19 protein-coding genes and 1 pseudogene are annotated in these 25,253 nt (G+C 46.0%); all 20 read left to right on the top strand.

What is annotated here, in order from left to right; translation table 11 throughout:
• The first annotated feature begins 50 nt into the window (after nucleotides 1-50).
• The 20 genes and pseudogenes from BUB66_RS06785 to BUB66_RS06675 all read left to right on the top strand — a co-directional run bounded on the left by BUB66_RS06785 (nucleotide 51) and on the right by BUB66_RS06675 (nucleotide 25,251).
• Nucleotides 51-248 carry a hypothetical protein gene (locus BUB66_RS06785; protein ID WP_066353135.1) on the top strand — a complete coding sequence of 66 codons (198 nt, stop codon included), beginning with the start codon at nucleotides 51-53 and terminating at the stop codon, nucleotides 246-248.
• Nucleotides 249-358: 110 nt separating this feature from the next.
• A complete protein-coding gene (locus BUB66_RS06780; protein WP_073256632.1) occupies nucleotides 359-1,759 on the top strand; it encodes a sigma-54 interaction domain-containing protein in 1,401 nt (466 codons plus the stop codon).
• Nucleotides 1,760-2,019: 260 nt separating this feature from the next.
• Nucleotides 2,020-3,309, top strand: a complete 1,290-nt coding sequence (gene prdC, locus BUB66_RS06775; protein ID WP_073256629.1) for a proline reductase-associated electron transfer protein PrdC — start codon at nucleotides 2,020-2,022, stop codon at nucleotides 3,307-3,309.
• Between the two features lie 18 nt (nucleotides 3,310-3,327).
• Nucleotides 3,328-5,082, top strand: a complete 1,755-nt coding sequence (prdA, locus tag BUB66_RS06770; RefSeq protein ID WP_073256626.1) for a D-proline reductase (dithiol) proprotein PrdA — start codon at nucleotides 3,328-3,330, stop codon at nucleotides 5,080-5,082.
• 15 nt (nucleotides 5,083-5,097) lie between these two features.
• Nucleotides 5,098-5,298, top strand: a complete 201-nt coding sequence (locus BUB66_RS06765; RefSeq protein ID WP_073256623.1) for a CBO2463/CBO2479 domain-containing protein — start codon at nucleotides 5,098-5,100, stop codon at nucleotides 5,296-5,298.
• Nucleotides 5,299-5,302: 4 nt separating this feature from the next.
• Entirely contained in the window at nucleotides 5,303-6,028 is a 726-nt protein-coding gene (prdB, locus tag BUB66_RS12635; RefSeq protein WP_084098882.1) for a D-proline reductase (dithiol) protein PrdB, read from the top strand.
• 62 nt (nucleotides 6,029-6,090) lie between these two features.
• Nucleotides 6,091-7,446, top strand: a pseudogene (locus tag BUB66_RS12835) (glycine/sarcosine/betaine reductase component B subunit).
• Between the two features lie 4 nt (nucleotides 7,447-7,450).
• Nucleotides 7,451-8,461, top strand: a complete 1,011-nt coding sequence (locus tag BUB66_RS06740) for a proline racemase (RefSeq protein WP_073256611.1) — start codon at nucleotides 7,451-7,453, stop codon at nucleotides 8,459-8,461.
• 21 nt (nucleotides 8,462-8,482) lie between these two features.
• Nucleotides 8,483-9,349: a sulfite exporter TauE/SafE family protein gene (locus tag BUB66_RS06735; RefSeq protein ID WP_084098880.1), complete on the top strand. Its 867-nt coding sequence runs from the start codon at nucleotides 8,483-8,485 to the stop codon at nucleotides 9,347-9,349.
• A 138-nt stretch (nucleotides 9,350-9,487) separates the two neighbouring features.
• A complete protein-coding gene (locus BUB66_RS06730) occupies nucleotides 9,488-11,212 on the top strand; it encodes an ABC transporter ATP-binding protein (protein ID WP_073256605.1) in 1,725 nt (574 codons plus the stop codon).
• Nucleotides 11,209-13,074, top strand: coding sequence for an ABC transporter ATP-binding protein (locus BUB66_RS06725; protein ID WP_073256602.1), 1,866 nt, complete (start codon nucleotides 11,209-11,211; stop codon nucleotides 13,072-13,074). The genes BUB66_RS06730 and BUB66_RS06725 overlap by 4 nt, the downstream gene beginning before the upstream one ends.
• Nucleotides 13,075-13,163: 89 nt before the next feature.
• Nucleotides 13,164-15,194, top strand: a complete 2,031-nt coding sequence (uvrB, locus tag BUB66_RS06720; protein ID WP_073256599.1) for an excinuclease ABC subunit UvrB — start codon at nucleotides 13,164-13,166, stop codon at nucleotides 15,192-15,194.
• Nucleotides 15,169-17,994, top strand: coding sequence for an excinuclease ABC subunit UvrA (gene uvrA / locus BUB66_RS06715; protein WP_073256596.1), 2,826 nt, complete (start codon nucleotides 15,169-15,171; stop codon nucleotides 17,992-17,994). The genes uvrB and uvrA overlap by 26 nt, the downstream gene beginning before the upstream one ends.
• 248 nt (nucleotides 17,995-18,242) lie before the next feature.
• The gene (locus BUB66_RS06710) at nucleotides 18,243-18,977 is read left to right on the top strand and encodes an STAS domain-containing protein (protein ID WP_073256593.1); all 735 of its coding nucleotides are present in this window, start codon (nucleotides 18,243-18,245) and stop codon (nucleotides 18,975-18,977) included.
• A complete protein-coding gene (locus BUB66_RS06705) occupies nucleotides 18,967-19,326 on the top strand; it encodes an STAS domain-containing protein (protein ID WP_073256590.1) in 360 nt (119 codons plus the stop codon). Before BUB66_RS06710 ends, BUB66_RS06705 begins: the two co-directional genes overlap by 11 nt.
• A 42-nt stretch (nucleotides 19,327-19,368) precedes the next feature.
• Nucleotides 19,369-19,803, top strand: a complete 435-nt coding sequence (locus BUB66_RS06700) for an anti-sigma regulatory factor (protein WP_073256587.1) — start codon at nucleotides 19,369-19,371, stop codon at nucleotides 19,801-19,803.
• A complete protein-coding gene (locus BUB66_RS06695) occupies nucleotides 19,800-20,777 on the top strand; it encodes a SpoIIE family protein phosphatase (RefSeq protein ID WP_073256584.1) in 978 nt (325 codons plus the stop codon). The genes BUB66_RS06700 and BUB66_RS06695 overlap by 4 nt, the downstream gene beginning before the upstream one ends.
• Nucleotides 20,764-21,567: a GGDEF domain-containing protein gene (locus tag BUB66_RS06690; RefSeq protein ID WP_073256581.1), complete on the top strand. Its 804-nt coding sequence runs from the start codon at nucleotides 20,764-20,766 to the stop codon at nucleotides 21,565-21,567. Before BUB66_RS06695 ends, BUB66_RS06690 begins: the two co-directional genes overlap by 14 nt.
• A gap of 14 nt (nucleotides 21,568-21,581) precedes the next feature.
• On the top strand, nucleotides 21,582-22,934 hold the full coding sequence (locus BUB66_RS06685; protein WP_073256776.1) for a CBS domain-containing protein: 1,353 nt from the start codon (nucleotides 21,582-21,584) through the stop codon (nucleotides 22,932-22,934).
• 391 nt (nucleotides 22,935-23,325) lie between these two features.
• The gene (locus BUB66_RS06675; protein ID WP_073256575.1) at nucleotides 23,326-25,251 is read left to right on the top strand and encodes a methyl-accepting chemotaxis protein; all 1,926 of its coding nucleotides are present in this window, start codon (nucleotides 23,326-23,328) and stop codon (nucleotides 25,249-25,251) included.
• Nucleotides 25,252-25,253 lie beyond the last annotated feature (2 nt).

Raw genomic sequence — 25,253 nt, 5'->3', positions numbered from 1 at the left:
AACAGTCTTAAGGAGATTTAAAAAAATACAATATACAGGGAGGGATTGCGGTGACGCGGCAGCAGTACTTAGAGCGGGAAAGAGATATGCTCCTCAGGGCATATATGACCGCTTCGGAAGAAGAGAAAAAGCAGATCATGCTCAAGATTATGAACATAGACTCCATGCAGGAAGGAAAGGATACTTACGGACAAAGGTCTGCAGGCTTTTTCACCCGTCGGCGAAACAAAATAATCTACGTTAATTGAGTGTAACGGAGAGGAAGGCCCTCTCCATAATTTATTTTTGGAGAAATGGGATATCTGGTATGGATATTGCATTTCTCAGTACGACAAACAGAGCGAAGGAGGGGGATACAATGGTAGCGACAAACTTCGAAGGTTTTACCATTCCCTTCGAGAGCATATTGGAGCACATAAATGAGGGTATATGCGTAATTGACAACCAACGGCGGGTAGTATACTGGAATAGTCAGGCTGAAAAACTTTACGGGATAAAAAGGGAAAAAATTTTGGGAAGCGACATCGCTCAATTTTTCCCGAACGCTCTGGCTCTGGAAGTTTTAAAAACGGGAAAAGCGGTAGAATATGTGGAACACAGGCCGAGAGAAGGCAATGTAGTGGTTATAAGCTCCATTCCCATAAAAGAAGGAGATACGATATTAGGCGTTGTATCCATTGACCAAGATATAACTGAAATAAGAAAGCTGAGTCAAGAGCTGGAAAAGGCAAGGGACAGGATTAAATACCTCGAATATATTGAAGAAGAGATGAAAAAGGAAAAGCAAAATTGCAGTTTTGAAACCATCGTATACAAAAGCAAGAAGATGTACGACCTCATATTTCTTGCGCGAAAAGTGGCCGAAAGCGATGCATCAGTATTGATACAGGGTGAAAGCGGGACAGGGAAAGACCTTATCGCAAAGGCCATTCACCGGGAAAGTCCCCGAAGGGATAAACCCTTTGTTGTGGTAGACTGCAGTTCCATACCAGAGAACCTGCTGGAAAGTGAGCTTTTCGGATATGAACCCGGAGCTTTTACTGGAGCAGAAAAAAAAGGGAAACCAGGGAAATTTGAACTTGCCGAAGGGGGAACGCTTTTTCTCGATGAAATAGGTGAGATGCCCTTAGAGATGCAAGCGAAGCTCCTCCGGGCCCTGGAAAACAGGGAATTTTACAGGGTCGGCGGAGTAAAGCCAGTAAAAGTAAATATAAGAGTAATAGCCGCGACTAACAGGGATTTGCACGAAATGGTGAGACAGGGTCATTTCAGGGAAGATCTCTTTTACAGGCTCGACGTGGTATCTCTGAAGATACCTCCATTAAGAGAGCGCCCCGAGGATATTCCTGTATTAATCGATTACTATTTAAAAGAGTACTCGGTTAAAAATAAAAAAGTAATAGATTTTATTGAACCGGCTGCGGTGGAAATGATGTTAAATTATCCGTGGCCCGGAAACGTGAGGGAACTTAAAAACGTCGTTGAACGGCTGGTAATTCTGGCAGAAGAAGGGATGATTTTAGCAGAACATCTGCCCCAATCGATAAGAAGATATTTTGAAGAAAAGGGCGTTGAACAAAATAAGACAAACCTGAAAAAGCTGGATGAGATTGTAGCCGAAGCTGAAAAACAGGCCATAACAAACGCCTTGAAGATGACGGGCAACAATAAGGCAAAAGCTGCCGAGCTTCTGGGAATACCGCGGAGCACCCTTTATTACAAAATGCAGTCGCTCAAAATAGGATGTCCAACTAGCTGACAGGCGTCAGATAGTTGGACATTTTTTTAACAAGCCTAATTTTAAGTGATTATTATAGTTTTCACAAATACTTTGTCGAATAATGTCGGTACACTGACGGTTCGAGTTTTATTTTTTGCCAACGGCTAAAACGAGAATAAAAGCAGACATGACGGCTGATATTAACTAGTGAGGCTTTAAAAAATTTTGTCTAACGGAGGCGAACGTTGGCACGCAAGTTGCTTAGATATTGTTCCGAAAGTCACAAAGGAGGTGAAACCTTGGACTACACCTTGAGGATACCGCTCCGGCAGCACGTCGGTTCCCCCTGTAAACCTGTCGTAAACGAAGGCGATACGGTAAAAAAAGGTCAGCTCATAGCGGCGCCGGAAAAATTGGGAGCCAACATTCACTCGAGCGCAAGCGGCAGGGTTAAAGCTATAACCGAAGAGTATATCGAAATAGAGCCCGACAAAGAACAGCCGGAAGGCTTCGTCCCCATTAAAGAAACGGACAGCATAATAGAGGCAATAAAAGAAGCTGGAATAGTGGGAATGGGCGGTGCTGGATTTCCAACCCACATTAAGATGGACGTGGATTTACAGGGCGGCGTCGTAATAGCCAATGGGGTGGAATGCGAACCGCTTCTTGAGCACAACGTCAGGCAAATGGAAAAAGAGCCCGAAAAAGTATATAGGGGAATTAAATATGCCATGGAGGCTACCAATGCTTCCAGGGCTTATATAGCCATAAAGGCTAAAAACAAAAAGGCTATCGAAGCGATGAAGTCGGTAATAGACGATCCCAGGATCGAAGTTAAAGAGATGCCTGACATCTATCCAATGGGCGAAGAAAGGGCCTTAATCAGGGACATATTGGGGCAACTTTTAAAACCCGATCAGCTCCCCAAAGAGGCGAGGGCCGTTGTATCGAATGTAGAAACCCTTGCCCGAATATGCGAGGCGGTAGAGGAGAAAAAGCCGGTAATCTCAAAAAACGTCACGGTTGTCGGTCGTTTAAAAAGCGGTAGGAAGGCACATGTTTTTTTCGACGTCCCAATTGGAACTCCGGTGTCAGAACTCATAAATATGGCGGGCGGTATCGAAGGAGAATACGGTGAAATTATAATGGGAGGGCCATTTACAGGTAAAGCTGTTGATCTAGATTGCGTAGTGACCAAGACCACGGGAGGAATAATTGTCACAGATCCATTACCTAAGGAGAAGAAAAAAGCAGGACTTTTGGTTTGCGGATGCGGCGCAAATGAAGCGAGACTGCGCGAGATAGCACAAAAGATGGGAGCCTGTGTGGCCGGAGTCGAGCGCTGCAAGCAGGTTGTAGACGCAAGGGGCACGATAAAGTGCGAAAATCCTGGAAACTGCCCGGGCCAGGCCGAAAAGATACTGAAGCTCAAGAAAAGTGGAGCTGAAGTGCTCATAGTGGGGACGTGCAGCGACTGTACAAACACTGTAATGGGTGTGGCGCCAAAGCTGAAAATGCCCGTATATCATCACACCGACCATGCCCTTCGCACAGTGGGCCATCATCTTGTGAGGAAATTAAAGAAATAGGCAAAGGAGGTTGGGTATATGTCTATTACGCAAGAAACCGCCAATCAGCATAAAAACGACCCGGCGGTGGTCTGCTGCCTTACCCAGGAGGGAACTATAATAAGCCCCGCGGACCTGGAAGACCCTGCCATATTTCCGGACCTGGAGGAATCAGGACTCCTTACCATACCGGAGAACGTTTTGACAATAGGTCAGGTCCTGGGGAAAAAATTAGTAAAAACCGTAGATGCACTGACACCCATTACCCCCGATATGATAGAAGGGGGAATAGAAGAGGAAACAAAACCGGAGGTAATAAAAGGGAACGGTGTGGTTAAGGAGGAAGCGGTTTCGAACGCAATTGGCAAAGGGAATATCATAAGAATTCACATCGAAGAAGGTAAGGGTATAAACTTGGAAATTCCCGCTATAGTCACGACCGCGACCGCAGTAGAACCGGCGGCAAGGCCGGAAGAAGAACTCCGCAAAGAAGAAAAAATAGAAGACCGCGTGAAAAGGACGCTTTTAATGCGCGAATTCGATGTTAAGGAAGTTAGACTGGGAGATGAAACTTCCTTTGAAAACGGCATTCTCACCATCAGGAAAACATTGGCTGAAGATGCCTTAAAAGCCGATCCGCTGGCGAAGAAAATGGAAATAGACATAATAACCCCCGACAATAAAAACGTCTTCACCAACACAATTATGGATGTAATCCCCATAGCCACGAAAGTGGAAGGTGCCATCGGAGAAGGTATAACTCACGTTCTCTCCGGGGCGGTTGTCATACTTACAGGTGTCGATGAAAGCGGGATTCAGGTGCATGAATTCGGCTCATGCGAGGGGATTATAGGTGAAAAGGTGCGGTTTGGCAGACCCGGCTGTCCCGATGAAAACGACATCATGATAAGGATACACGTCACGATCCAAGCGGGGACAGGAATGGAAAGAAAAGGGCCTTACGCAGCTCATAAAGTCTGCGATGCGGTGATACAGGAAATCAGAGAAGTGCTGAAGAAGAAGGACCCGTCAGAGGCCGCCAGGGTAACCGAATACAAAGACGTGGAAAGACTCGGAAGGCCGAGGGTGGTAATAGTAAAGGAAATCATGGGTCAGGGTGCCATGCACGACAACGTGATACTGCCGAAGGAGCCAGCCGGAGTTTTGGGAGGCAGGCCAAATGTGGATTTAGGGAACATCCCGGTGGTGCTATCGCCCAACGAAGTAAGGGATGGAGGAATTCACGCCCTCACCTGTATCGGTCCGGCATCGAAAGAAAATACGCGGCACTATTTCAGAGAACCGCTCGTAAACCTGGTGGCGGAAGATGAAGAGGTGAACCTGGTGGGTGTAATATTTGTTGGAAGCCCGCAGGTTAACGACGAAAAATTTTACGTCTCGGAAAGGCTTGGCGCGCTCATTGAGGCAATGGGCGTAGATGGCGCTATCGTAACCACTGAAGGATTTGGCAACAACCATATCGACTTTGCTTCCCACATAGAACAGATCGGCAAGCGTGGAATTCCGGTGGTCGGCGTAACTTATGCGGCGTATCAGGGGCAACTGATAGTGGGTAATAAGTACATGGATGCGATGGTCGAACTCAACAAAGACCCCAACGGCATGGAATCCGAAATCCTGGGCGACAACACCCTCACCAGAGAGGATGCAGAAAGGGCACTTGCCATGCTGAAGGCAAAGATGGCCGGAGTAGAGATTAAACCTGCGCCGAAGAAATGGGATCAGTCGGTGATTGAAAAGAACCAAGAGCTCATAATGAATGCGAAAAAGTAGCAAAGGAGAAGTATTATGGAAATAAATGCCGACGTCCGGCCGGTCAAAGGGAAAATAATTGAACTTACCGAGAGAGATGTGAAAATCGAATTTTACGGCCGGATGGGTATGTTGAGGGTTCCCCTCCGGATGCTTATTTGCGGTAAGCGGCCGGAAATTGGAGACGAGGTCGAATTAAAGATGAGTTATGTTATATTAAAAAGCGATGGGAGGTAAACAAATGAAGCTTACAGTGGTGGAAGGGCTCCAATCAGAGATTTACGTTCCTATTACTCCGCCGCCGGTATTTACGCCTTTTACTAAAGAACTCAAGGATTGTGCCGTAGCTCTGGTATCTGCGGCGGGGATTCACATGAAATCCCAAAAACCGTTCAACCTGGCCGGGGACTTCACCTTCAGGGAAATACCCGGCGATACTCCATCCTCGGAGCTGATGGTAACTCACGGAGGTTACGACAACACCGACGTAAACCGAGACATAAACTGCATGTTCCCCATCGACAGGCTCAGGGAGCTGGCAAAAGAAGGCTTTATAAAAGCTGTGGCTCCCGTTCACGTGGGATTCATGGGTGGGGGCGGAAATGTAAAGAAGTTTCAGGAAGAAACGGGTCCGCAGATTGCGGAGGTGTTAAAAAGGGAAGGAGTTGACGTGGTCGTCCTGACCGCCGGCTGAGGGACCTGCCACCGCTCTGCCGTGATTGTGCAGAGAGCAATTGAAAGTGTCGGAATCCCAACTGTGCTTATTGCTGCTTTGCCGCCGGTAGCGAAGCAGCAGGGTTCGCCCAGAATTGTGGCGCCTATGGTACCTATGGGGGCAAACGTAGGCGAACCCAACAACAAGGTTATGCAGACTGCGATTTTAAAAGATGCATTGAAAGCCCTTGAGACTATAGATACCTATGGTAAGGTAATTCCGCTACCTTACGAGTACAAAGCAAAAATATAAAATATCTCTGAGCCGGCAGGCTTTTTGCCTGCCGGCGGCAAGTGCAATATAAAGGGGGTGAAATGATGGTCAGAATGTCCATTGCCAGGGCGAAGAGTGTGACGATGGAAATGCCGGAAAAATATGCCCAGCTTGCTTTTAAAAAATCAGAGAAGAAGTCGGAAAATGAGGTGACACCGTTTGTAAAAGAAAAAATAATAAGAACACTGGCGTGGCGGGAATATTCCGTAAATGATGTAAAAATTTCGAAGTGTACTAAGATAGAAAACAATATCCTGTACATCGATAAAGAGCTTGCCAGTCGTGCTGTTAATATTAACCCGATTGTGAAAAAAGTAACTATGAGGGTTATTAAGTCCGGTGAAAGGAACGTCTTTGTGAATTCTATCATGGACATTATTCCAGTAGCGGCTAAGGTGGAGGGCAAAATTGGAGAAGGCGTCACCCATTTTCTCAGGGGAATGGTAGTCTTTCTGACTGGAACCGATGAAGAAGGCAGGCAAATTTCCGAATTCGGTTCATCTCACGGGATTTTGAGTGAAAAAGTCGCCTATGGAATGCCGGGAACGCCTGGAAACAGGGAAATTATACTGAATATCGATGTGGTGATAGAAAAAGGCACCGGCATGGAAAGAAAAGGTCCCTTGGCAGCCCATCAAGCATGCGATTGGATTCTTGACCATATAAGACAGGAACTTAAAAAATTACCTCCTCAGAAGGCTATATATGTCCAGGAGTATAAAGATGTAAGGAGGGAAGGCAGGCCAAAGGTGCTCATCGTAAAGGAACTGGGCGGCCAGGGTGCAATGCACGAAAAGATTATAATGCCATCAGAACCCGGTGGGGTGCGGGGAGGCAAATCCATCATAGACCTGGGCAATGTACCTGTAATCCTTTCGCCCAATGAAGTAAGGGACGGCGGCATTCATTCGGTCACCTAAGGAGGTATCAATATGGGAATAGGACCTTCCACTAAGGAGACCACCTTGCACCATATAAACGACCCGATGGTGGAAATCGTAAGAAATGATAAAAGTTTGGACCTGGTTGGCATTGCCGTGGTAGGAAGCCCTCAGGACAACCTGGAAAAGTTTTACGTTGCCAAAAGGCTGGGCATACTGGCAGAGGCGCTTGGGGTTGACGGAGTCTTGATATATGCCGAGGGTTTCGGCAACCAGCATATAGACTTTGCCGCACACATCGAAGAGCTGGGCAAAAGGGGGATTCCGGCGGTGGGCCTAACCTTTGCCGGCAACGGGCTGGTAGTAGAAAACGAATATATGGAAGACATCATAGATCTGGATAAAGCGGGCGAGGGCATGGAGACAGAGATTGTCGGACAAAATTGCGTTACGAAAGAAGACGTGATAAAATCAATAAAAATTTTAAAGAAAAAAATGAAGCAAAAAAGGAGATGAAAATATGAGATTCGGCAAGCTCATAATCGCGGTGGATTCCCACACGATGGGCGAGCCGACCCGGGTGGTGGTGGGAGGAATTCCGCACATACCGGGGAAGACCATGGCTGAGAAAAAAGTATATCTTGAAAAAAACATGGACCATATTAGGACGGCATTAATGCACGAACCGAGGGGCCACAGAGACATGTTCGGTTCTATAATTACGGCACCTGTAAATCAGGAAGCTGACTTCGGTATAATTTTCATGGACGGCGGCGGATACCTCAACATGTGCGGCCACGGGTCTATCGGCGCAGTTACAGTTGCGATAGAAACAGGCATGGTAAAGGCTGTATCACCAATAACCTATGTAAAATTAGATACACCTGCTGGATTAGTGGAAGCAAGAGCAGAAGTTGAGGACAATGTCGTAAAGTCGGTAACCGTCAGAAATGTACCGGCCTTCCTCTACGAAGCAGATGTGAAGATAGACGTGCCCGGACTCGGGAAAATTACCGCTGACATCGCCTTTGGCGGAAGCTTTTTTGCTGTAGTAGATGCAAAACAGCTCGGTATAAAAATTGAGCCTTCCAATGTGGATGACTTGATAAAAGCCGGTATGGCCATAAAGAGGGCGGCTAATGAGCAAATTAAAGTTCAACATCCAGAAAAGGAACACATAAAAACCATAGACCTCGTTGAAATTTACGATGAGACGGAAAACCCGAAGGCGCACCTTAAAAATGTGGTAATTTTCGGCGATGGTCAGGCGGACCGGTCACCTTGTGGCACTGGAACCTGCGCTAAAATGGCTACTTTATATGCTAAAGGTAAGCTCGACCTGGGGCAGGACTTCTTGTACGAAAGCATAATAGGTACCATATTTAAAGGGAGGTTAATAGGTGCCACTAAGGTCGGACCTTTTGATGCAGTAATTCCGGAGATAACCGGAAACGCTTATATAACGGGTTTTAACCAGTTCGTAATTGACCCGGAAGACCCGGTAAAATATGGATTTTTACTGGGAAGCTGAAAATTTACAAGGAGGGGAATTATGACACAGGCTGTATTGTCGGTTTTAGGAATTTTAACCCTAGGATTTTCTTACGTGTTTGTGAAGGACACCATAAAAAACAAGAATACGTTTTCTGATGCGAGCTGGGCAAAGCTTTCAGTAGTTGGTTTCATAGTGAACTTCTTTGATACTCTGGGGATAGGAAGCTTTGCACCTACAACGGCCTTTTTTAAGCTGATGAAACTTGTTCCGGACAGATTGATACCAGGAACGCTGAACGTGAGCATGACGATACCGGTAGTTTTGGAAGCGCTGATCTTCATAACGGTAATTAAAGTTGAGCCGATAACCCTTATTTCTATGCTCGCTTCGGCTACATTGGGTGCGGTCCTTGGAGCAGGAGTAGTGGCGAAGCTTCCGGAGAAAAAAATACAGATGGGGATGGGCGTCGCACTCCTGGTAGTGGCTTTGATTTTCCTCGCCGGAATATTCAACCTGATGCCGGTAGGTGGCGAGGCGATAGGACTTACCGGAACGAAACTTATAATAGGTGTTGTAGGCAACTTCATATTGGGTGCTTTGATGACAATTGGCATCGGCCTTTACGCACCGTGTATGGCATTGGTTTATGCTCTCGGCATGAGCCCCAGGGTGGCCTTTCCAATTATGATGGGTTCGTGCGCATTTTTAATGCCAGCAGCCTCGATAAAGTTCGTACAGGAAGGTGCTTACGACAGGAAAGCGTCGGTTGCGATTACCATCGCCGGTTCTCTGGGAGTACTTATAGCGGCATACCTGGTGAAATCCATGCCTTTGACCTTGCTGAAATGGCTAGTAGTTTTTGTGATAATTTATACGGCTATAACCATGTTGAGGTCAGCTTTGAGAAATTCTGAAGCCAAATAAAAGAAATGGCTCTTAAGTCCGAAAAGTGATGGCGATTGCGTCACCGGAAGGTGGCGCATTTTTTTATATATTTACGGCATTTCTTTTTAGTATTATAATTATTTCGATATGCATTGAAAAGCAAGGGGATGAATTTTCGTGGCGAAGCTTTTAAAGTGGCTAAAGCCTTATAAAAACTACGTGGCGGGTTCGCTTTTTTTAATATTTCTTCAGGCGGTGTCCGAACTTTACCTTCCCAATCTTATGGCAGACATCGTAGATACAGGAATTTTAAATAAAGATGTCGGATACATATTGAGAAAGGGAATTATGATGTTGCTGGTGGCTCTAGGGGGAACTATTGCGGCCATTCTGGCAAGCTATCTTTCTTCGAAGGCCGCCGTGGGGTTCGGCAGGGATTTACGGGAAACCATATTCGAGCATGTGGAAAAATTTTCGCTTGCGGAATTCGATAAATTCGGCACCGCATCGCTCATAACCCGGACGGTGAATGACGTAAACCAGATTCAAATGATGACGGTGATGGGGCTCAGGATGGTGGCGCGGGCGCCTTTGATGGGGATAGGCAGCATGATAATGGCGGTATATAAGGATGCACAGCTTTCGCTGGTTTTACTGGTTACGGTGCCGTTCCTCATTGGAATAGTCTATTTCCTGTACAGAAGGTCGGTGCCGCTTTTCGAAGCCATCCAGAAAAAAATAGACAGGTTGAATCACATACTCCGAGAAAACCTCATAGGGATAAGAGTGATTCGCGCCTTCAACCGGTCGGAATACGAAAAAAAGAGGTTTGAAGAGGCAAATCTGGACCTTACTGAAACGTCAATTAAAGTGAACAGGTTGATGTCGTGGTTCATGCCGGCCACCTCCCTTGTCGTAAACTTTACGATCATCGCCATTTTATGGTTCGGCGGGATAAGGATTGAGCGAGGAACCCTTCAGGTTGGGGACCTGATGGCCTTCATCCAATACGTAATGCACTTGATGTTCTCCCTCATGATGATGTCCATGGTATTTGTCATGTTCCCGAGGGCGTACGCTTCTGCGTCGAGGGTAATTGAGGTCCTCGAGACGGTGCCGGAGATAAAGGAATCGGAAAACCCTGTTGAACCTGGAGAAATAAAAGGGACTATAGAGTTTAAGGATGTTACCTTTAAATATCCAGGTTCTCAAGAGCCTGTTTTAAAAGAAATATCTTTTAGAGCCGAACCGGGCAGCGTTACAGCCATAATTGGAGGCACCGGAGCCGGCAAGACGACGATTTTAAATCTCATAATGAGGTTTTACGATGTAACGTCCGGGAATATCTTAATCGACGGAATCGACATAAGGCTTTTACCCCAGGGGAAATTACGGGATGCTATAGGATATGTTCCACAGAAGGTTGTGCTTTTTTCGGGCACTGTTGAGGAAAACATAAAGTTTGGCAAGGATATAGACCTAGAAGAAATAGAAAGAGCGGCTTTTATAGCTCAGGCTTCTGAGTTCGTTTCAAAGATGGAAAGCGGATACGACTCAATAATTTCGCAGGGAGGGAAAAACCTTTCCGGGGGTCAAAAACAGCGCCTTTCAATCGCCCGGGCCGTGGCGAAAAGGCCGCGGATCTACCTTTTCGACGACTGTTTTTCCGCCCTCGATTTTAGGACCGAATCAAAAGTGCGATCCGCTATAAGGAAGGAGACGAAAGACTGTACCGTTTTGGTGGTTGCCCAGAGAGTAGCAACGGTGATGGATGCCGACCAGATAATTGTGCTAAAGGAAGGGAGGATAGCGGGGATAGGAAAACACGATGAGCTTTTTAAGACATGCCCGGAATACCGCGAGATAGTGCTATCCCAAATTACCGAGGAGGAGTTAGCATGAGCATAGGACCGCGAGGGCCTTTTTTCCATGGAAAGCGGCCTGGTGCAAGGGGCTTTGTCGGTGGACCGCCCATGGTAAGGCCGGCGGAAAAGCCAAAAGACCTGAAGGGTACTTTGAAAAGACTCCTGAAATATCTAAAACCCTTTTTTTTCCAAATTACGATTGTGTTCGTGCTGGTAGTGCTGTCCAATGTGTTCAACGTGCTTGGCCCCAGAATAATGGGAGATATAACTACAGAACTTTTCAAAGGTATCGTTTCAAAAAGGGCGGGCTTAGGTTCAACTATAAATTTTAGATTTATATTGCAAAAAATCACACTTTTGGCTGTACTTTACATATCGGCTGCTTTTTTCACATACATCCAGCATTATTTGATGGCCATAGTATCCCAACACATGGTTTTTTCTCTCAGAAACGAGGTTATGGCAAAACTTACCAAACTGCCTCTAAAATTTTTCGACTCCCGCACCTACGGCGATGTTTTGAGCAGGATTACAAACGACATAGACAATATAAGCACTACGCTGCAGCAAAGTATCTTACAGCTTTTATCTGCTGTAGTTACTCTTTTGGGCATCGTGGCGATGATGCTGGCGATAAGCCCGGTTTTGACCTTTATCACATTATTAACGCTGCCCCTTAGCATTGCATCGACGATGTCCATAGCGTCCCGCTCGCAAAGGCTTTTTTCAAAGCAGCAGGCTGTTTTGGGCGATTTGACAGGACACGTGGAGGAAACCTACGGCGGGTTTAGCGTGATTAAAGCCTTCAACCGCGAAGGGGATTTCATAAAAGCTTTTGTGGAAATGAATGAAAAACTCTACGACGCGTCGTGGAGAGCCCAGTTCCTCTCGGGAATCATAATGCCATTGATGAACTTTATTAGCAACATAGGATACGTGATAGTCTGCGCAGCCGGAGGAATATTTGTAATTAGAAGGGTTCTCGAAATAGGAGATGTCCAGGCCTTCATTCAGTATTCCCGGCAGTTCAATCACCCCATAACCCAGACGGCCAACATTACAAACATCATCCAGTCTACCATAGCTTCTGCCGAGCGCGTCTTTGAGATTTTGGATGAAGAGGAAGAAACCCCTGATAATCCTAAATTGGTACTGAAAGATGTAAAAGGATGCGTGAAATTCGAAAACGTGAGCTTCAGTTACAGCGAAGATGTGCCCCTGATAGAAGACCTGAACGTTGAGGTAAAACCCGGCCAGAAGGTGGCCATCGTGGGTCCGACGGGGGCCGGAAAAACCACCATAGTAAACCTTCTGATGCGGTTTTACGAAATTAAAAAAGGAAGTATAACCGTGGACGGAGTGGACATAAGGGATATTTCCAGGGAAAATTTGAGGAAAATATTCGGGATGGTCCTGCAGGACACCTGGCTTTTCAGCGGGACCATACGGGAAAACATAGCGTACGGCAAAGAAGGGGCTACAGAGGAGGAAATCATAAACGCGGCGAAAGCAGCCCACGCCCACCATTTCATAAAGACTCTGCCGGGAGGTTACGATGCGGTTTTAAACGAAGAGGCATCAAACATTTCCCAAGGACAAAAGCAGCTTATAACCATCGCCCGGGCTTTTCTGGCCAATCCGGAAATACTGATCCTTGATGAGGCAACGAGCAATGTGGATACGGTTACGGAAATATACATCCAAAAGGCTTTGAAAGACCTAATGAAAGGCAGGACGAGCTTCGTCATAGCCCACCGCCTCTCCACCGTAAAGGACGCCGACATGATTTTGGTGATAAACAACGGAAGGATAATCGAGAAAGGCAAGCACGAAGAGCTGGTAAAAAAAGGTGGATTTTACGCGGAACTGTATAAAAGTCAGTTTACTGTCACATCTTGAGCCCGAACAAAAATTTGGGGCTTTCTTTTTTTAGGTGTACATGTATGGTATAATTTTAAGGTGAATAAGATGAAGAAGGTGGTATTGCCATGGGGGAGTTTCGGGTTGTTTCTAGTTTTACTCCGAAAGGCGACCAGCCCAAAGCAATCGCTCAGTTGTCCGAAGGTATAAAAAAGGGATATAAGTTCCAGACACTTCTCGGAGCTACTGGCACCGGCAAAACTTTTACCATCGCTCACATAATAGAAAAGGTCCAAAAGCCGACTCTGGTCATAGCTCACAATAAGACCTTGGCGGGTCAGCTTTGCAGCGAGCTCAAGGAGTTTTTCCCAAATAACGCTGTGGAATATTTTGTCAGCTACTATGACTATTACCAGCCCGAGGCGTACATCCCCCATACCGACACCTACATCGAAAAGGACGCATCCATAAACGACGAGATTGATAAGCTCCGCCACTCGGCCACGGCGGCATTGTTCGAACGGCAGGACGTTATCATAGTCGCCAGCGTTTCCTGTATATACAGCCTGGGTTCTCCGGTGGATTACGAAAACCAGGTTATATCTTTAAGGCCCGGAATGGTAAAGGATAGGGATGAGGTCATTCGCCGGCTGGTGGAAATTCAATATACGAGAAACGATTACGATTTTACCCGCAACACTTTCCGGGTGCGCGGCGACATCCTTGAAATATACCCCGCTTCTTTTACCGAAAGGGCCATAAGGGTGGAGTTTTTCGACGACGAAATCGAGAGGATAACAGAATTTGACACCCTCACCGGCGAAGTTATCGGGGAAAGAAACCACGTTTCGATTTTTCCGGCATCCCATTACGTAACTCCGAAGGACAAGCTGGAAGCTGCTATAAAGTCCATACAGCAGGAACTTGAAGAGCGGGTGGCAGAACTGAAGGCTAAAGGGAAGGTCCTTGAAGCGGCAAGGCTCGAGCAGCGCACGAACTACGACATTGAAATGCTTCGTGAGACCGGATACTGTAAGGGGATTGAAAATTACTCCAGACACCTTACGGGGAGAAAACCAGGAGAGCCGCCCTTTACTCTCCTTGATTATTTCCCGGAAGACTACCTTATAATTATAGATGAATCCCATGTTACGATTCCCCAGCTTAAGGCCATGTACGCGGGGGACCGCTCCCGCAAGGAAGCCTTGGTGGAACACGGCTTCAGGCTTCCTTCGGCCTTCGACAACCGGCCTTTGACCTTTGAGGAATTCGAAGAGAGGATAAACCAGGTCATATTCCTCTCAGCCACGCCGGGTCCTTACGAACTTGAAAAGAGCTCTCAGGTGGTCGAACAAATCATAAGGCCTACAGGGCTTTTGGACCCTGAAGTGGAAGTGAGGCCCACAAAAGGGCAAATAGACGACCTCATCGGCGAGATAAGAAAAAGAGCTGAAAGGGACCAGAGAGTCCTGGTAACCACCCTGACGAAAAAGATGGCCGAGGACCTTTGCGACTATTTGAGGGAATCGGGAATCAGGGTAAAATATCTGCATTCTGAGATAAATACCCTGGAAAGACTTCAGATATTGCGGGACCTCAGGCTCGGAAAATTCGACTGCCTAGTTGGAGTCAACCTCTTGAGGGAGGGACTGGACCTTCCAGAGGTCTCGCTGGTGGCAATTTTAGATGCCGATAAGGAAGGTTTTTTGCGTTCAGAGACTTCGCTGATTCAGACTATCGGACGCGCAGCCCGCAACGCCGAAGGACGTGTAATAATGTACGCCGATACAATAACCGAGTCAATGGCAAAAGCGATAAGCGAGACCAACCGCCGTCGAAAGATACAGATGGAGTACAACAAAAAGCACGGCATAGTGCCCACCACTGTCAAAAAGGGCATAAGAGAGCTCATCGAGGCCACTAAGGAAGTGGACAAAAAGGAAGACTTCCTGCCTGATAAGGACCTTGCCAAGATGACTAAAAAAGAACTGAAAGCCTACGTAGAAAAGCTGGAAAAGAAGATGAGAGAGGCAGCGAAAAATCTGGAATTCGAAAAGGCAGCCCAGCTTCGCGATATCATCTTTGAGATAAAAGCCCAGGCTTTCGGTGTCGTGAGAGAGGGTAGTGATATTCATGTCGAAAGACAAAATAATAGTTAAAGGAGCAAGGGAGCACAACTTAAAGAACATAGATGTGGAAATACCCAGGGACAAGCTGGTTGTGATAACAGGTATTTCCGGGTCGGGTAAATCCACTCTGGCCTTCGATACCATTTACGCCGAAGGGCAAAGGCGCTACGTGGAGTCGCTTTCGGCTTACGCCCGCCAGTTTCTGGGCCAGATGGATAAACCAGACGTGGATTATATAGAAGGTCTATCCCCGGCTATTTCAATTGACCAGAAGACCACCAGCAAAAACCCCCGTTCCACTGTGGGGACGGTTACCGAAATCTACGACTACTTGAGATTGCTTTATGCAAGGATAGGCCGGCCCCACTGCCCGCGCTGCGGCAGGGAGATATCACAGCAAACTGTCGACCAGATGGTGGACGCGGTGATGGAACTTACCGAGGGCACTAAGATACAAGTGCTTTCACCGGTGGTGCGGGGCAGGAAGGGAGAGCATCAGAAGCTCCTGGAAAATATAAAAAAAGATGGTTTTCTAAGAGTTAGAATAGACGGTGAAATCGTGGAAGTTGGTGAAGAAATTAAACTTGACAAGAATAAAAAGCACAACATAGAAATAATAGTGGACAGGATTATTGTGCGTCCCGGCGTGGAATCAAGGCTTGCCGACTCCATTGAAACGGCACTTGCAAGGTCGGGGGGGCTTGTGATAGTAGATGTCATCGGGGAAAGAGAATTACTTTTCTCGCAGAATTTTGCCTGCCCGGACTGCGGCATCAGCTTAGAGGAACTGTCGCCCAGGATGTTTTCCTTTAACAGTCCCTACGGTGCCTGCCCGGCCTGCAGCGGACTCGGGGTGAACATGGAAATCGACCCGGACCTTGTAATACCAGATATATCGAAGTCTGTGGCAGAAGGCGCCGTAGTGCCATGGAGCAGCAGCCCCGACGGGTATTATTTCCAGATGCTTCAAGCGGTGCTGGAGCACTATGGATACGATGTGGAGACTCCTCTCGAGAAGATGGATGAGCGCATGATAGACATTTTGCTATACGGCTCCGACGAGGTAATAGACTTTTACTACGAAAGCCGCTACGGCAGCACAAGGCGCTACCGGGGATATTTCGAGGGTGTTGTCAATAATTTAAAGCGGCGATACGAGGAAACCGATTCCGAATGGTCTAGGGAAGAAATCGAACAGTTTATGAGCACGAGGCCTTGCCCCGTCTGCAAGGGGGCAAGGTTAAAGCCGGAAAGCCTTGCGGTAAAGGTGGGAGGCCTCTCCATAGCCGAGGTGACGGCGCTTTCCATAAGGGATGCCATGAAATTTTTCAGCGAACTTGAGCTTACCGAGAAGGAAAGAATTATAGCTCAGCAAGTATTAAAAGAAATAAAAAGCAGACTCCAATTTTTAATAGACGTGGGCCTCGATTACTTGACGTTGGACAGACCTGCCGGTACGCTTTCCGGCGGCGAGTCCCAGAGGATAAGGCTTGCAACCCAGATAGGCTCGAGGCTAGTCGGAGTTTTATATATACTCGACGAGCCCAGCATAGGGTTGCACCAAAGGGACAACGAGCGCCTTATAAGAACCTTAAAAGAACTTAGGGACCTTGGGAATACGGTGCTGGTGGTGGAGCACGACGAGGATACCATGAGGGCGGCCGATTATATCATAGATATTGGCCCCGGTGCGGGAGAGCACGGCGGTAGGGTTGTTGCGGCAGGACCGGTGGAAGTTATTGAAAAATGCGAGGAATCCTTGACCGGAAAGTTCCTAAGCGGAAAACTTAAAATACCCGTGCCAAAGGAAAGGCGAAGACCCGATGGCAGGTGGATAGTGCTAAAGGGCTGCCGAGAACACAACCTTAAAGATATAGACGTGAAATTTCCGGTGGGGCTTTTTACCTGCGTGACGGGGGTTTCTGGTTCCGGAAAGAGCACCCTTGTGAACGAGATCTTGTACAAAGCTTTGAAGGAAAAGTTATCCGGCGTAAAGACAAGGCCCGGCGACTTCGATGGCATAGAAGGCGTAGAATACGTGGAAAAGGTAATAAACATAGATCAATCTCCAATAGGCAGGACGCCCAGGTCCAATCCTGCCACATACACCGGAGTTTTTAACGATATCCGGGAGGTCTTTTCGCTAACCCCAGAGGCTAGGATGAGGGGATACAAACCGGGCAGGTTTAGCTTTAACGTAAAAGGCGGTCGGTGCGAAGCATGTAAGGGAGATGGAATAATAAAGATAGAAATGCATTTTCTGGCAGATGTTTACGTCCCATGCGAGGTATGCAAGGGCAAGCGCTATAACCGGGAAACCTTAGAAGTAAAGTACAAGGGAAAGAGTATCGCCGATGTGCTCGATATGACGGTGGACGAAGCACTGGAATTTTTCCAAAACCTTCCCAAAATAAGGCGTAAGCTGGAAACTTTACGGGATGTGGGGCTGGGGTACATCAAGTTAGGACAGTCTTCCACTACACTGTCGGGAGGCGAAGCCCAGAGAGTAAAGCTTGCTGCCGAGCTTTCGAGGAAGAACAACGGCGGCACGGTATATATACTGGACGAGCCCACCACAGGACTACATCCGGCAGATATAAAAAAGCTTTTGGATGTGCTTCACCGGTTAGTGGATGGTGGGAGCACGGTCGTAGTTATCGAGCACAACCTTGATGTGATAAAAACCGCCGATTATGTAATAGACCTCGGTCCGGAAGGAGGAGATGCGGGAGGCGAGATTGTGGCTGAGGGCACTCCGGAGGATGTGGCCTTCAACGAGAAGTCTTATACGGGTCATTTTCTAAAGAAAGTTTTGGGATGTAAGAAGTAAAAATACCCGGCCTAATCGGTCCGGGTATTTTTTTGTGCGCCCGGCATAGGGCGAAAGCTCTGTGAAAGTCCACTGCATGCGAGAAAGCAAAGTCTTTCGCCAAAGGCAAGGGTATCCAATGCATTTTGAATTACATCATTAAAAAATTATAATAGTTATGCTATAATAGTTAACTAGCCGGATAATATAGTTAACTAAACGATGACTTCTTTATTGAATTATAATCGTAAGATAGGGGTGGTATTATCGTGAAGGAAGCGATAATTTATAATTTGGAAACCCTCTTAAAAGGTTTGGCAAAACAGGATGGGATAAAAAAAGAATGGGAGGATTTTTTGGTTAATCTTGCGGATGCTTTCGGAAACGCGGACATGAAGGAAAAAATTAAAGAACCGCTAAAAGGTCTTATGAATGTCGTTGATTCAAGTGATTTATTGAAAGGATTTGAGTTTTTGGACGATAAAATAGAAGGATTTCCCCTTGCGGAGATTTTAAAAGTCGTAGTTGAGGTATTTGATGAGTCGAAAAAAGAAAAGGAGACGCGAATAAGAGAACTGGGGGATATTCTTGCCGAACTTGCGACACCAATAATAAGGATCTGGCAGGACATACTCCTCGTACCTCTTATTGGTACCCTTGACAGCCACAGAGCACAAAACATGGCCGAAAAACTTCTGGAAAAAACGGCAAGCACCAGGGCAAAGATAGTCATCGTGGATGTTACGGGAGTGCCGATGATCGATACAATTGTCGGAGGATTTTTAATAGAAATGTTTAACGCGATAAAGCTGCTCGGCAGCGACGTAATTCTGACGGGAATAAAACCGGAAATAGCCCATACCCTTGTAAAGCTGGGAGTTGATTTCAACATGGTAATTATAAAGAGAGACCTGGAAAGCGCTCTCAAGTATGCGATTGGTATTGCACCTGACAAGAGCGACAGAAAACATAGCCGAAAAAGAGGGGACGACGATGAAGAATAAGGTAGTGCCGACTATAAAGCTTTATGATTACCTGCTTGTCCCAATACAAATAGAACTTGACGATAATACGGTTGAAAGGCTTCAGATGCAGATACTCCACGAGATTCACGAGAATGACGTCCGGGGGATAATAATAGATGTCAGCATGGTAGATGTAATCGACAGCTACATATCTTTTGTCCTGTCGGAGACGGCTGGTATGGCTAAAGCTATGGGATGCCATACTGTTTTATGCGGGATTCAGCCACAGGTAGCGCTTACGCTAGCCCAGATGGGAATCAGGTTGAAAGACATAATTACTGCCCGGAGCCTTGAGGATGCTATAGATATTCTGGGTGAGCTGGATTAAGCTGCGCTTTTCAATGTTTTTGCGTTGGGAGAGTGATACCTGGTGATAGAAGTAAATCCCCAGGACTACGATATAGTGCTGAAGATAAAAGATGAAAGCGATATAGCGGTGTCTAGGCAGATGGCAAAAAATTTTGCACAGAAAATGGATTTTTCTCTGGCAGATGTAACTAAAATAGCCACAGCAGTGTCAGAGCTTGCAAGAAATATATACAGGTATGCAAAAGAAGGATACATTTTCATCAGGAAAAAGGAAGCTGGTCCTGAGAAGGCGATAGCCATAGAGATTTTGGCGTGCGACAAAGGACCTGGAATAGAAAATGTAGAACTTGCAGTGAGTGGAGGATATACGACTTCGGAAAGAAGCCTGGGATTAGGCTTAGCAGGGATCAGAAGGCTGATGGACAGTTTTCATATAGAGTCTAAAGTAGGGAAAGGAACTGCCGTTATCGTGGAAAAAAGGAGGCGCGTGTTTTGACGGAAAAGTTAAGGGTTGATATTGCAGTTGAGGCCGATCTTTATATATTGGAGCACCGCCTTAAAAAATTTTTAAGAGAAGTTAATCTAGACATACCAATCGCAATTCTCGTGGCCAAGGAATTGGCCACTAATATTTTGAAATACGGAGATAAAGGTTGTATAGAGGTAGGATTGAAGAATGGCAGTCTTCGCATTTTTGCTGAAGATAAGGGGAAAGTTGCGGTAATAGGCAACGGAGAGAAGCTAGCCGGTGGGCTTGGTATTGGCCTTGAAGTAGTAAAAAAAAGCAGTAATGATTTTAAAATAGAGCAAAAGCCCGGTGGAGGAACAAAAGTGGAGGTATACCTTAATCCTTTTGGAGAGAATAAGAAGGGTTTTGTTTTGCAAGTGGGAACCGCATCAAAGCCACATTATTTGGAAGATGAGTGTGGAGATGTTTGTTTGTGGAAAAGGGTAGGAGATAAATATATACTGCTTGTAGCTGATGTCCTTGGTCACGGCAAGAGGGCGCATGAAGTTGCAAAAGTTATAGAGAGTTACTTTAAAGACACGTTGGAGGAAAAAATTGAAAGGATATACGAAGACCTTCAAAGATATTTATTCTCTACCCGGGGGTGTGCAGCTTTTATTGCCCGTGTTTCGGAGAACGTGATGGAATATATAAACGTGGGTAATATTAAAGCTTGGCTCGTTGATAAGAGGTTTTCAAAGAGAATAATGGGGACAGGCGGTGTCATCGGAAAAATGCATGGTAGTCCGAAAGTGTTTAAGGAGTCTTCATCTCTACTTTGCTCTACATTAATAGTTTGCACCGATGGGATAAAAAATCAATTTATTCCGACACCTGACATGGTATGGTTGAGAACTCTAGATGTTAGAGATGTTGCTTTAAAGATAGTAAATGAATACAGTATAAAAGAAGATGATGCTACTGTGCTGATAGCAAGGGGGGGTTACAGTGAAAAATATTAAAGATTTTATTATGGAATACAAGAAATATCTTTCAGAGTACCTCTTAAAAGGCGGACAGGATGAAATATTATTTGAGGCATATCAGCACCTTATAAAATTAATGGATGACTCATTAGCTCAGGCTGCAAATATACTTGATATTCATAATCAAGTCTTGAAAGAGGTCCTAAATATAAAGCAGGATAACCATGTGGTCCAATGGATTTATATAGAAAGGGCTACAGAGTTTTTGGCCCAGATGTTAATAGCTATGGATGCTTTGCTCCTTTCTCTTAAGGAAAGTATCGAAAAAGATCATCTTACAGGGCTTTACAATAGGCTAGCTATAGATAGAATTCTTTCGAAACTTTGGTCGAATGCGGTTGCATCGAAAACGCCCCTTACAATTGCTATGGTCGATCTAGATAATTTTAAAATTATTAATGACCGATACGGTCACACAATCGGGGATGAATTGTTGAAGGAAGTAAGTGTTGTCATAAAGACCTGCCTTAGAGATAAGGACGTAGTTATTAGATATGGTGGCGAAGAATTCCTCATAATTCTTCCAGAGACAGATACTAATGGCGCTAAAAAGCCTCTGGAAAGAGTTAGAAAACGAATAGAGGAGGGGGTTTATACAGAGGCAAGGGTCAAAATTACCGCCAGTATTGGAGCGGCAGTGTATCCGGATGATCGTCCATTGAGTATTGAAGAAATAATAGAATTTGCAGATGCTGCGATGTACGCAGCTAAGGCAAGAGGTAAAAACAAGCTCGTTTTCTACAGCCAATTGGAATGCAAGAATTAGGAAGGTGTGCTAAAATGGAAGATATCATGAAAGACCGATGCGATATGCCTGTGGTTCCACCGGATGCCGATTTAAGAGAGGTTGCGAAAGCACTGCTTGAAAGTGAGGGAACTCTGGTAGTTGTAGAGAAGGAAGAGGGTGTCTATGGATACATTGACGGTAAATCGATAATAAAGTGGTTTCTCATGGGAGATGAAGGTGCAAAATTTAAGGCCAAGGACATTGCCACTTTGATAAAGGACGAGGATAAACTAGAATCGTCCGTGGACATAGAAGCCATTGTTGAGAGGATAAATAAATACGGAAGGTTGCCATTATTTATTGGCGGAGAGGGAAAAATAACGGGAAGGTTTTCACCGGATAAGCTGATAGGCGAACTTATAAGGTCGCACAGTGAGGAAAGGAAGAAAAGAGTAGATACGGAACACTTGATTGGGGCGGTTATAGACCTCCTTCCCTTTGGGATTGCGCTGGTATCGGATGGCGGCGAGGTAGTACAGGCCAATAAACTTGCTACAGAGATAATGAGGGAGAACTCAATAGGTACTGAAGAATTGAAAGCGATAATTAAGAATAGTAAAAGAAAAATATTCACAACAAGAACAGGAACCTACTACAGGATGTGTACGGATATTTTGCGGGAAACCGATTATTTTTTGGTTACTTTTGCCGATATAACTGCGGAGTACGCTATGGTAGAAAAATTGCGAAGTATGCAAAACGAAGTAGAAACGGCATTTTCAATAATGCTTCCGGACCAGCGCATAGAGGCACGGCTAAAATCTATAGTGGAGTATATGGACGAATATGACGAAAGTACGGGCATGATAAAGATAACCGGAGTGATCAAAAACGGCTGCTTCAGGCACGTCATAAACATGCTAAAGCTAATTGCAGACGCCTTTAGTCAAGGGCTGATGGAATTGCCTGGGATGGAAAAGAATGCCCTTGTGCAGGCTGCAGTTTTGCACGATATCGGGAAGGTGCAGCCGGATTTAAAGGTTGGGGATGTGGTAAATCCGAAAGAAGCATTTGAAAAGGGTCACCTTCATGCATTTCGGGGGGCTGATTTGAGCAGAGCGTTATATGCCATAGATGATAAAGTGTATTATTTGATAAAGTTCCATCATCATGAAGAGAATGAGCTGCCGTCCGACTTTCCAAAGTATCTCTTGCCAATGTACAGGTTTTTCAGATTGATCGATGGTCTTTCAGCCGGGATTACAAGAAGGGGTTCAAGAGTTACAATGAAGGTAAGGGGGACAAAAATACACGTGCGGGAGGAGAGCAGTTTTCCTGCATATAATCAAGAGATTGAGATGGACATTTACACGGGATTTTTTGCTAATAAAAAAATCGTGTTATAACAGTTTGCGATGATTCTTTTTTATTATTAATTTTCAAAAAAAAAAAAAAAAAAAAAAAAAAAAAAAAAAAAAAAAAAAAAAAAAAAAAAAAAAAAAAAAAAAAAAAAAAAAAAAAAAAAAAAACGTGGGAGGATTTTGGTAAAAAATGTCGAAATGTGTAAAGGACGGTATCCCAAAAAGTACAATTTTTTATGTTTTGCTAGCACGGGATCGAATAACGGTAATTATTTTTAAATCTTCCCTGGCTGTATTCAGCCGATGGCCTGTGTAGCTTACCCAAGTAAACTGAAACTTAAAGGCTGCAGGGGCCACATTAAATTCAAAGGGTGTGGGACTGAAGCAGTGACTGCTTAACATCTAAAAAATTATTATGTGATAGGGGGTATTATTTATGGAGAAAAAACTTGCGGCACCGGAATTTTCGCAAGAGGCCGGTGCAAAAGAGGCGGGAAACAAGCGCTTCAACGAGACAGCCAAGAAGCTGGAGGCCCAACGTCGTCAGGCAAGGCTTATTGCCAAGAGACAGCAGTTGGCAGAGAGGATCGCAAGCGCCACAGAGCAGCTCTCGGCAGGAGTAGAGGAGGCTTCTTCAGCAATTAATGAGCTTCAAGCGGCTATGGAACAGATAGCCAAAGGCGCGGAAGAAGCTTCTAGTGCCACCCAAGAGTCCCTGGCGGGTATTGAACAAATCAACCAGAATGCCCAAGTGAGCGTAACCAGGGCTCAAGAATCGTTAAACAAGGTAATTTCTATACAGGCACTGTCTAGCGAGACTTCGCAAAGCATCCAAAAATTGGTGGACGGAGTTATAGCCGCGGCGGCGCGGAATGAAGAGTCCGCCCGGTCGGTGGTGGAATTGGAGAAACAAGCTGAAGAGATCGGTAGCATTATTCGCACGGTAGTTAGGATCGCAGATCAGACTAACCTTCTGGCTCTAAACGCTGCTATTGAAGCAGCCCGGGCCGGTGACTACGGCAAAGGATTTGCAGTGGTAGCAGATGAAGTACGTGCCCTAGCCGAAATCTCTGAAAAAGCAGCGGAGGACATTCGCAGGGTAGTAAGTTGCATCCAGTCGCGGGTAAGGGAGATAGCCGCTGCCATAAATAAAGCGGCAGAAGTGGCCAGGGGAGAGGCCGATAAAGGGCGCGAGGTATCGGCAGGGCTGGGGAAGATATTACAGGATATGGCTACTGTGCGTGAAGGTTCGGAAACAGTATTAACCCTTTCCCAGGAGGTAACGCGGGCCACCCAGGAGTTTCAAAATGAGGCCTCTCAGATAGCCCAGGCGGCTGAAGAACAGAGCAGTGCAGTAGCTGAAGCCCTTACTTCCATAGAACAACAAACTAAGGCTCTAGGCGATATCGGTGCCGCAGTAAATGACCTTTTAGTCCAGGCGGATGCAGTCAAAAGCGCTCTAGACTCCTCCAAAGCTTCTGAAAGTGTAGCCGCGTCAGCTGAGGAGGTTTCTGCTGCACTGGAAGAAACTAATACAGCAGCTAGACAGATTATGACTGCTATTGAGCAGATAAGCAAAGGAGCTCATATACAGTCACAGGCTACCGAGAAATCGCTCGCAGTTGCCGTCCAGGTTTCGCGGCAGATGGAAGGGATAAGACAGGCTGCCGTTAAAAGCCTTGGCCGAGTAGAAGCGATGCAGGAACTATTGAAGCAAAACCGCGAACTTATAGAGAGGCTGATATACGGTATATACCAAGCATTGAAAACAGCCCAGGAAAATGCGGCTGCTATGCGGGACCTGGAACAGGAGGCTAGAAAAATAGATAAGATAGTGGAAAGCATAGTTACTGTTGGTATTCAGACAAATATGCTGGCAGTAACCGGCGCTGTGGAAGCAGCCCGTTCCGGCGAATTCGGGAAAGGCTTTGCAGTAGTAGCCTCAGATATACGGAATTTGGCTCAGGAGAGTGCACTCAATGCGGATCAGATAAAAGATCTGGTACGTTCCATCCAGGACCGCATTGCCCTTGTTATGAGGGAAATAGAAATCGCAGTATCCGAAGCCGAACGTGAAGTAGAAGAAGCGAAAACCGTTGTCGGACAACTTGAGAAAATGACTCAAGACATAGAGACAATAGTCCAGGGGGCTAAGGAGATTGCAGGTAATGCCGAACAGGCTGCAAAAGCGACTGAAGAAGCCAAGAAGGCTGTAGAAAATATTGCCAGCGCCGCTCAAGAGACTGCTTCTGCCTGCGAACAGGCGTCCAGTGCTGCTCGCCAGCAGGCCCAGGGCATGGAAGAACTTGCACGGGCTATTGAAGAGATTGCCACCATGGCCAACGAGCTTCAGAACTTGTAAGG

The sequence above is a fragment of the Caldanaerovirga acetigignens genome, assembly GCF_900142995.1.
In the GTDB taxonomy this organism is placed as follows: Bacteria; Bacillota; Thermosediminibacteria; order Thermosediminibacterales; family Thermosediminibacteraceae; genus Fervidicola; species Fervidicola acetigignens.
Note: the sequence above shows the minus strand (reverse complement) of the source record. Positions and strands in the feature narration are given on the sequence as shown.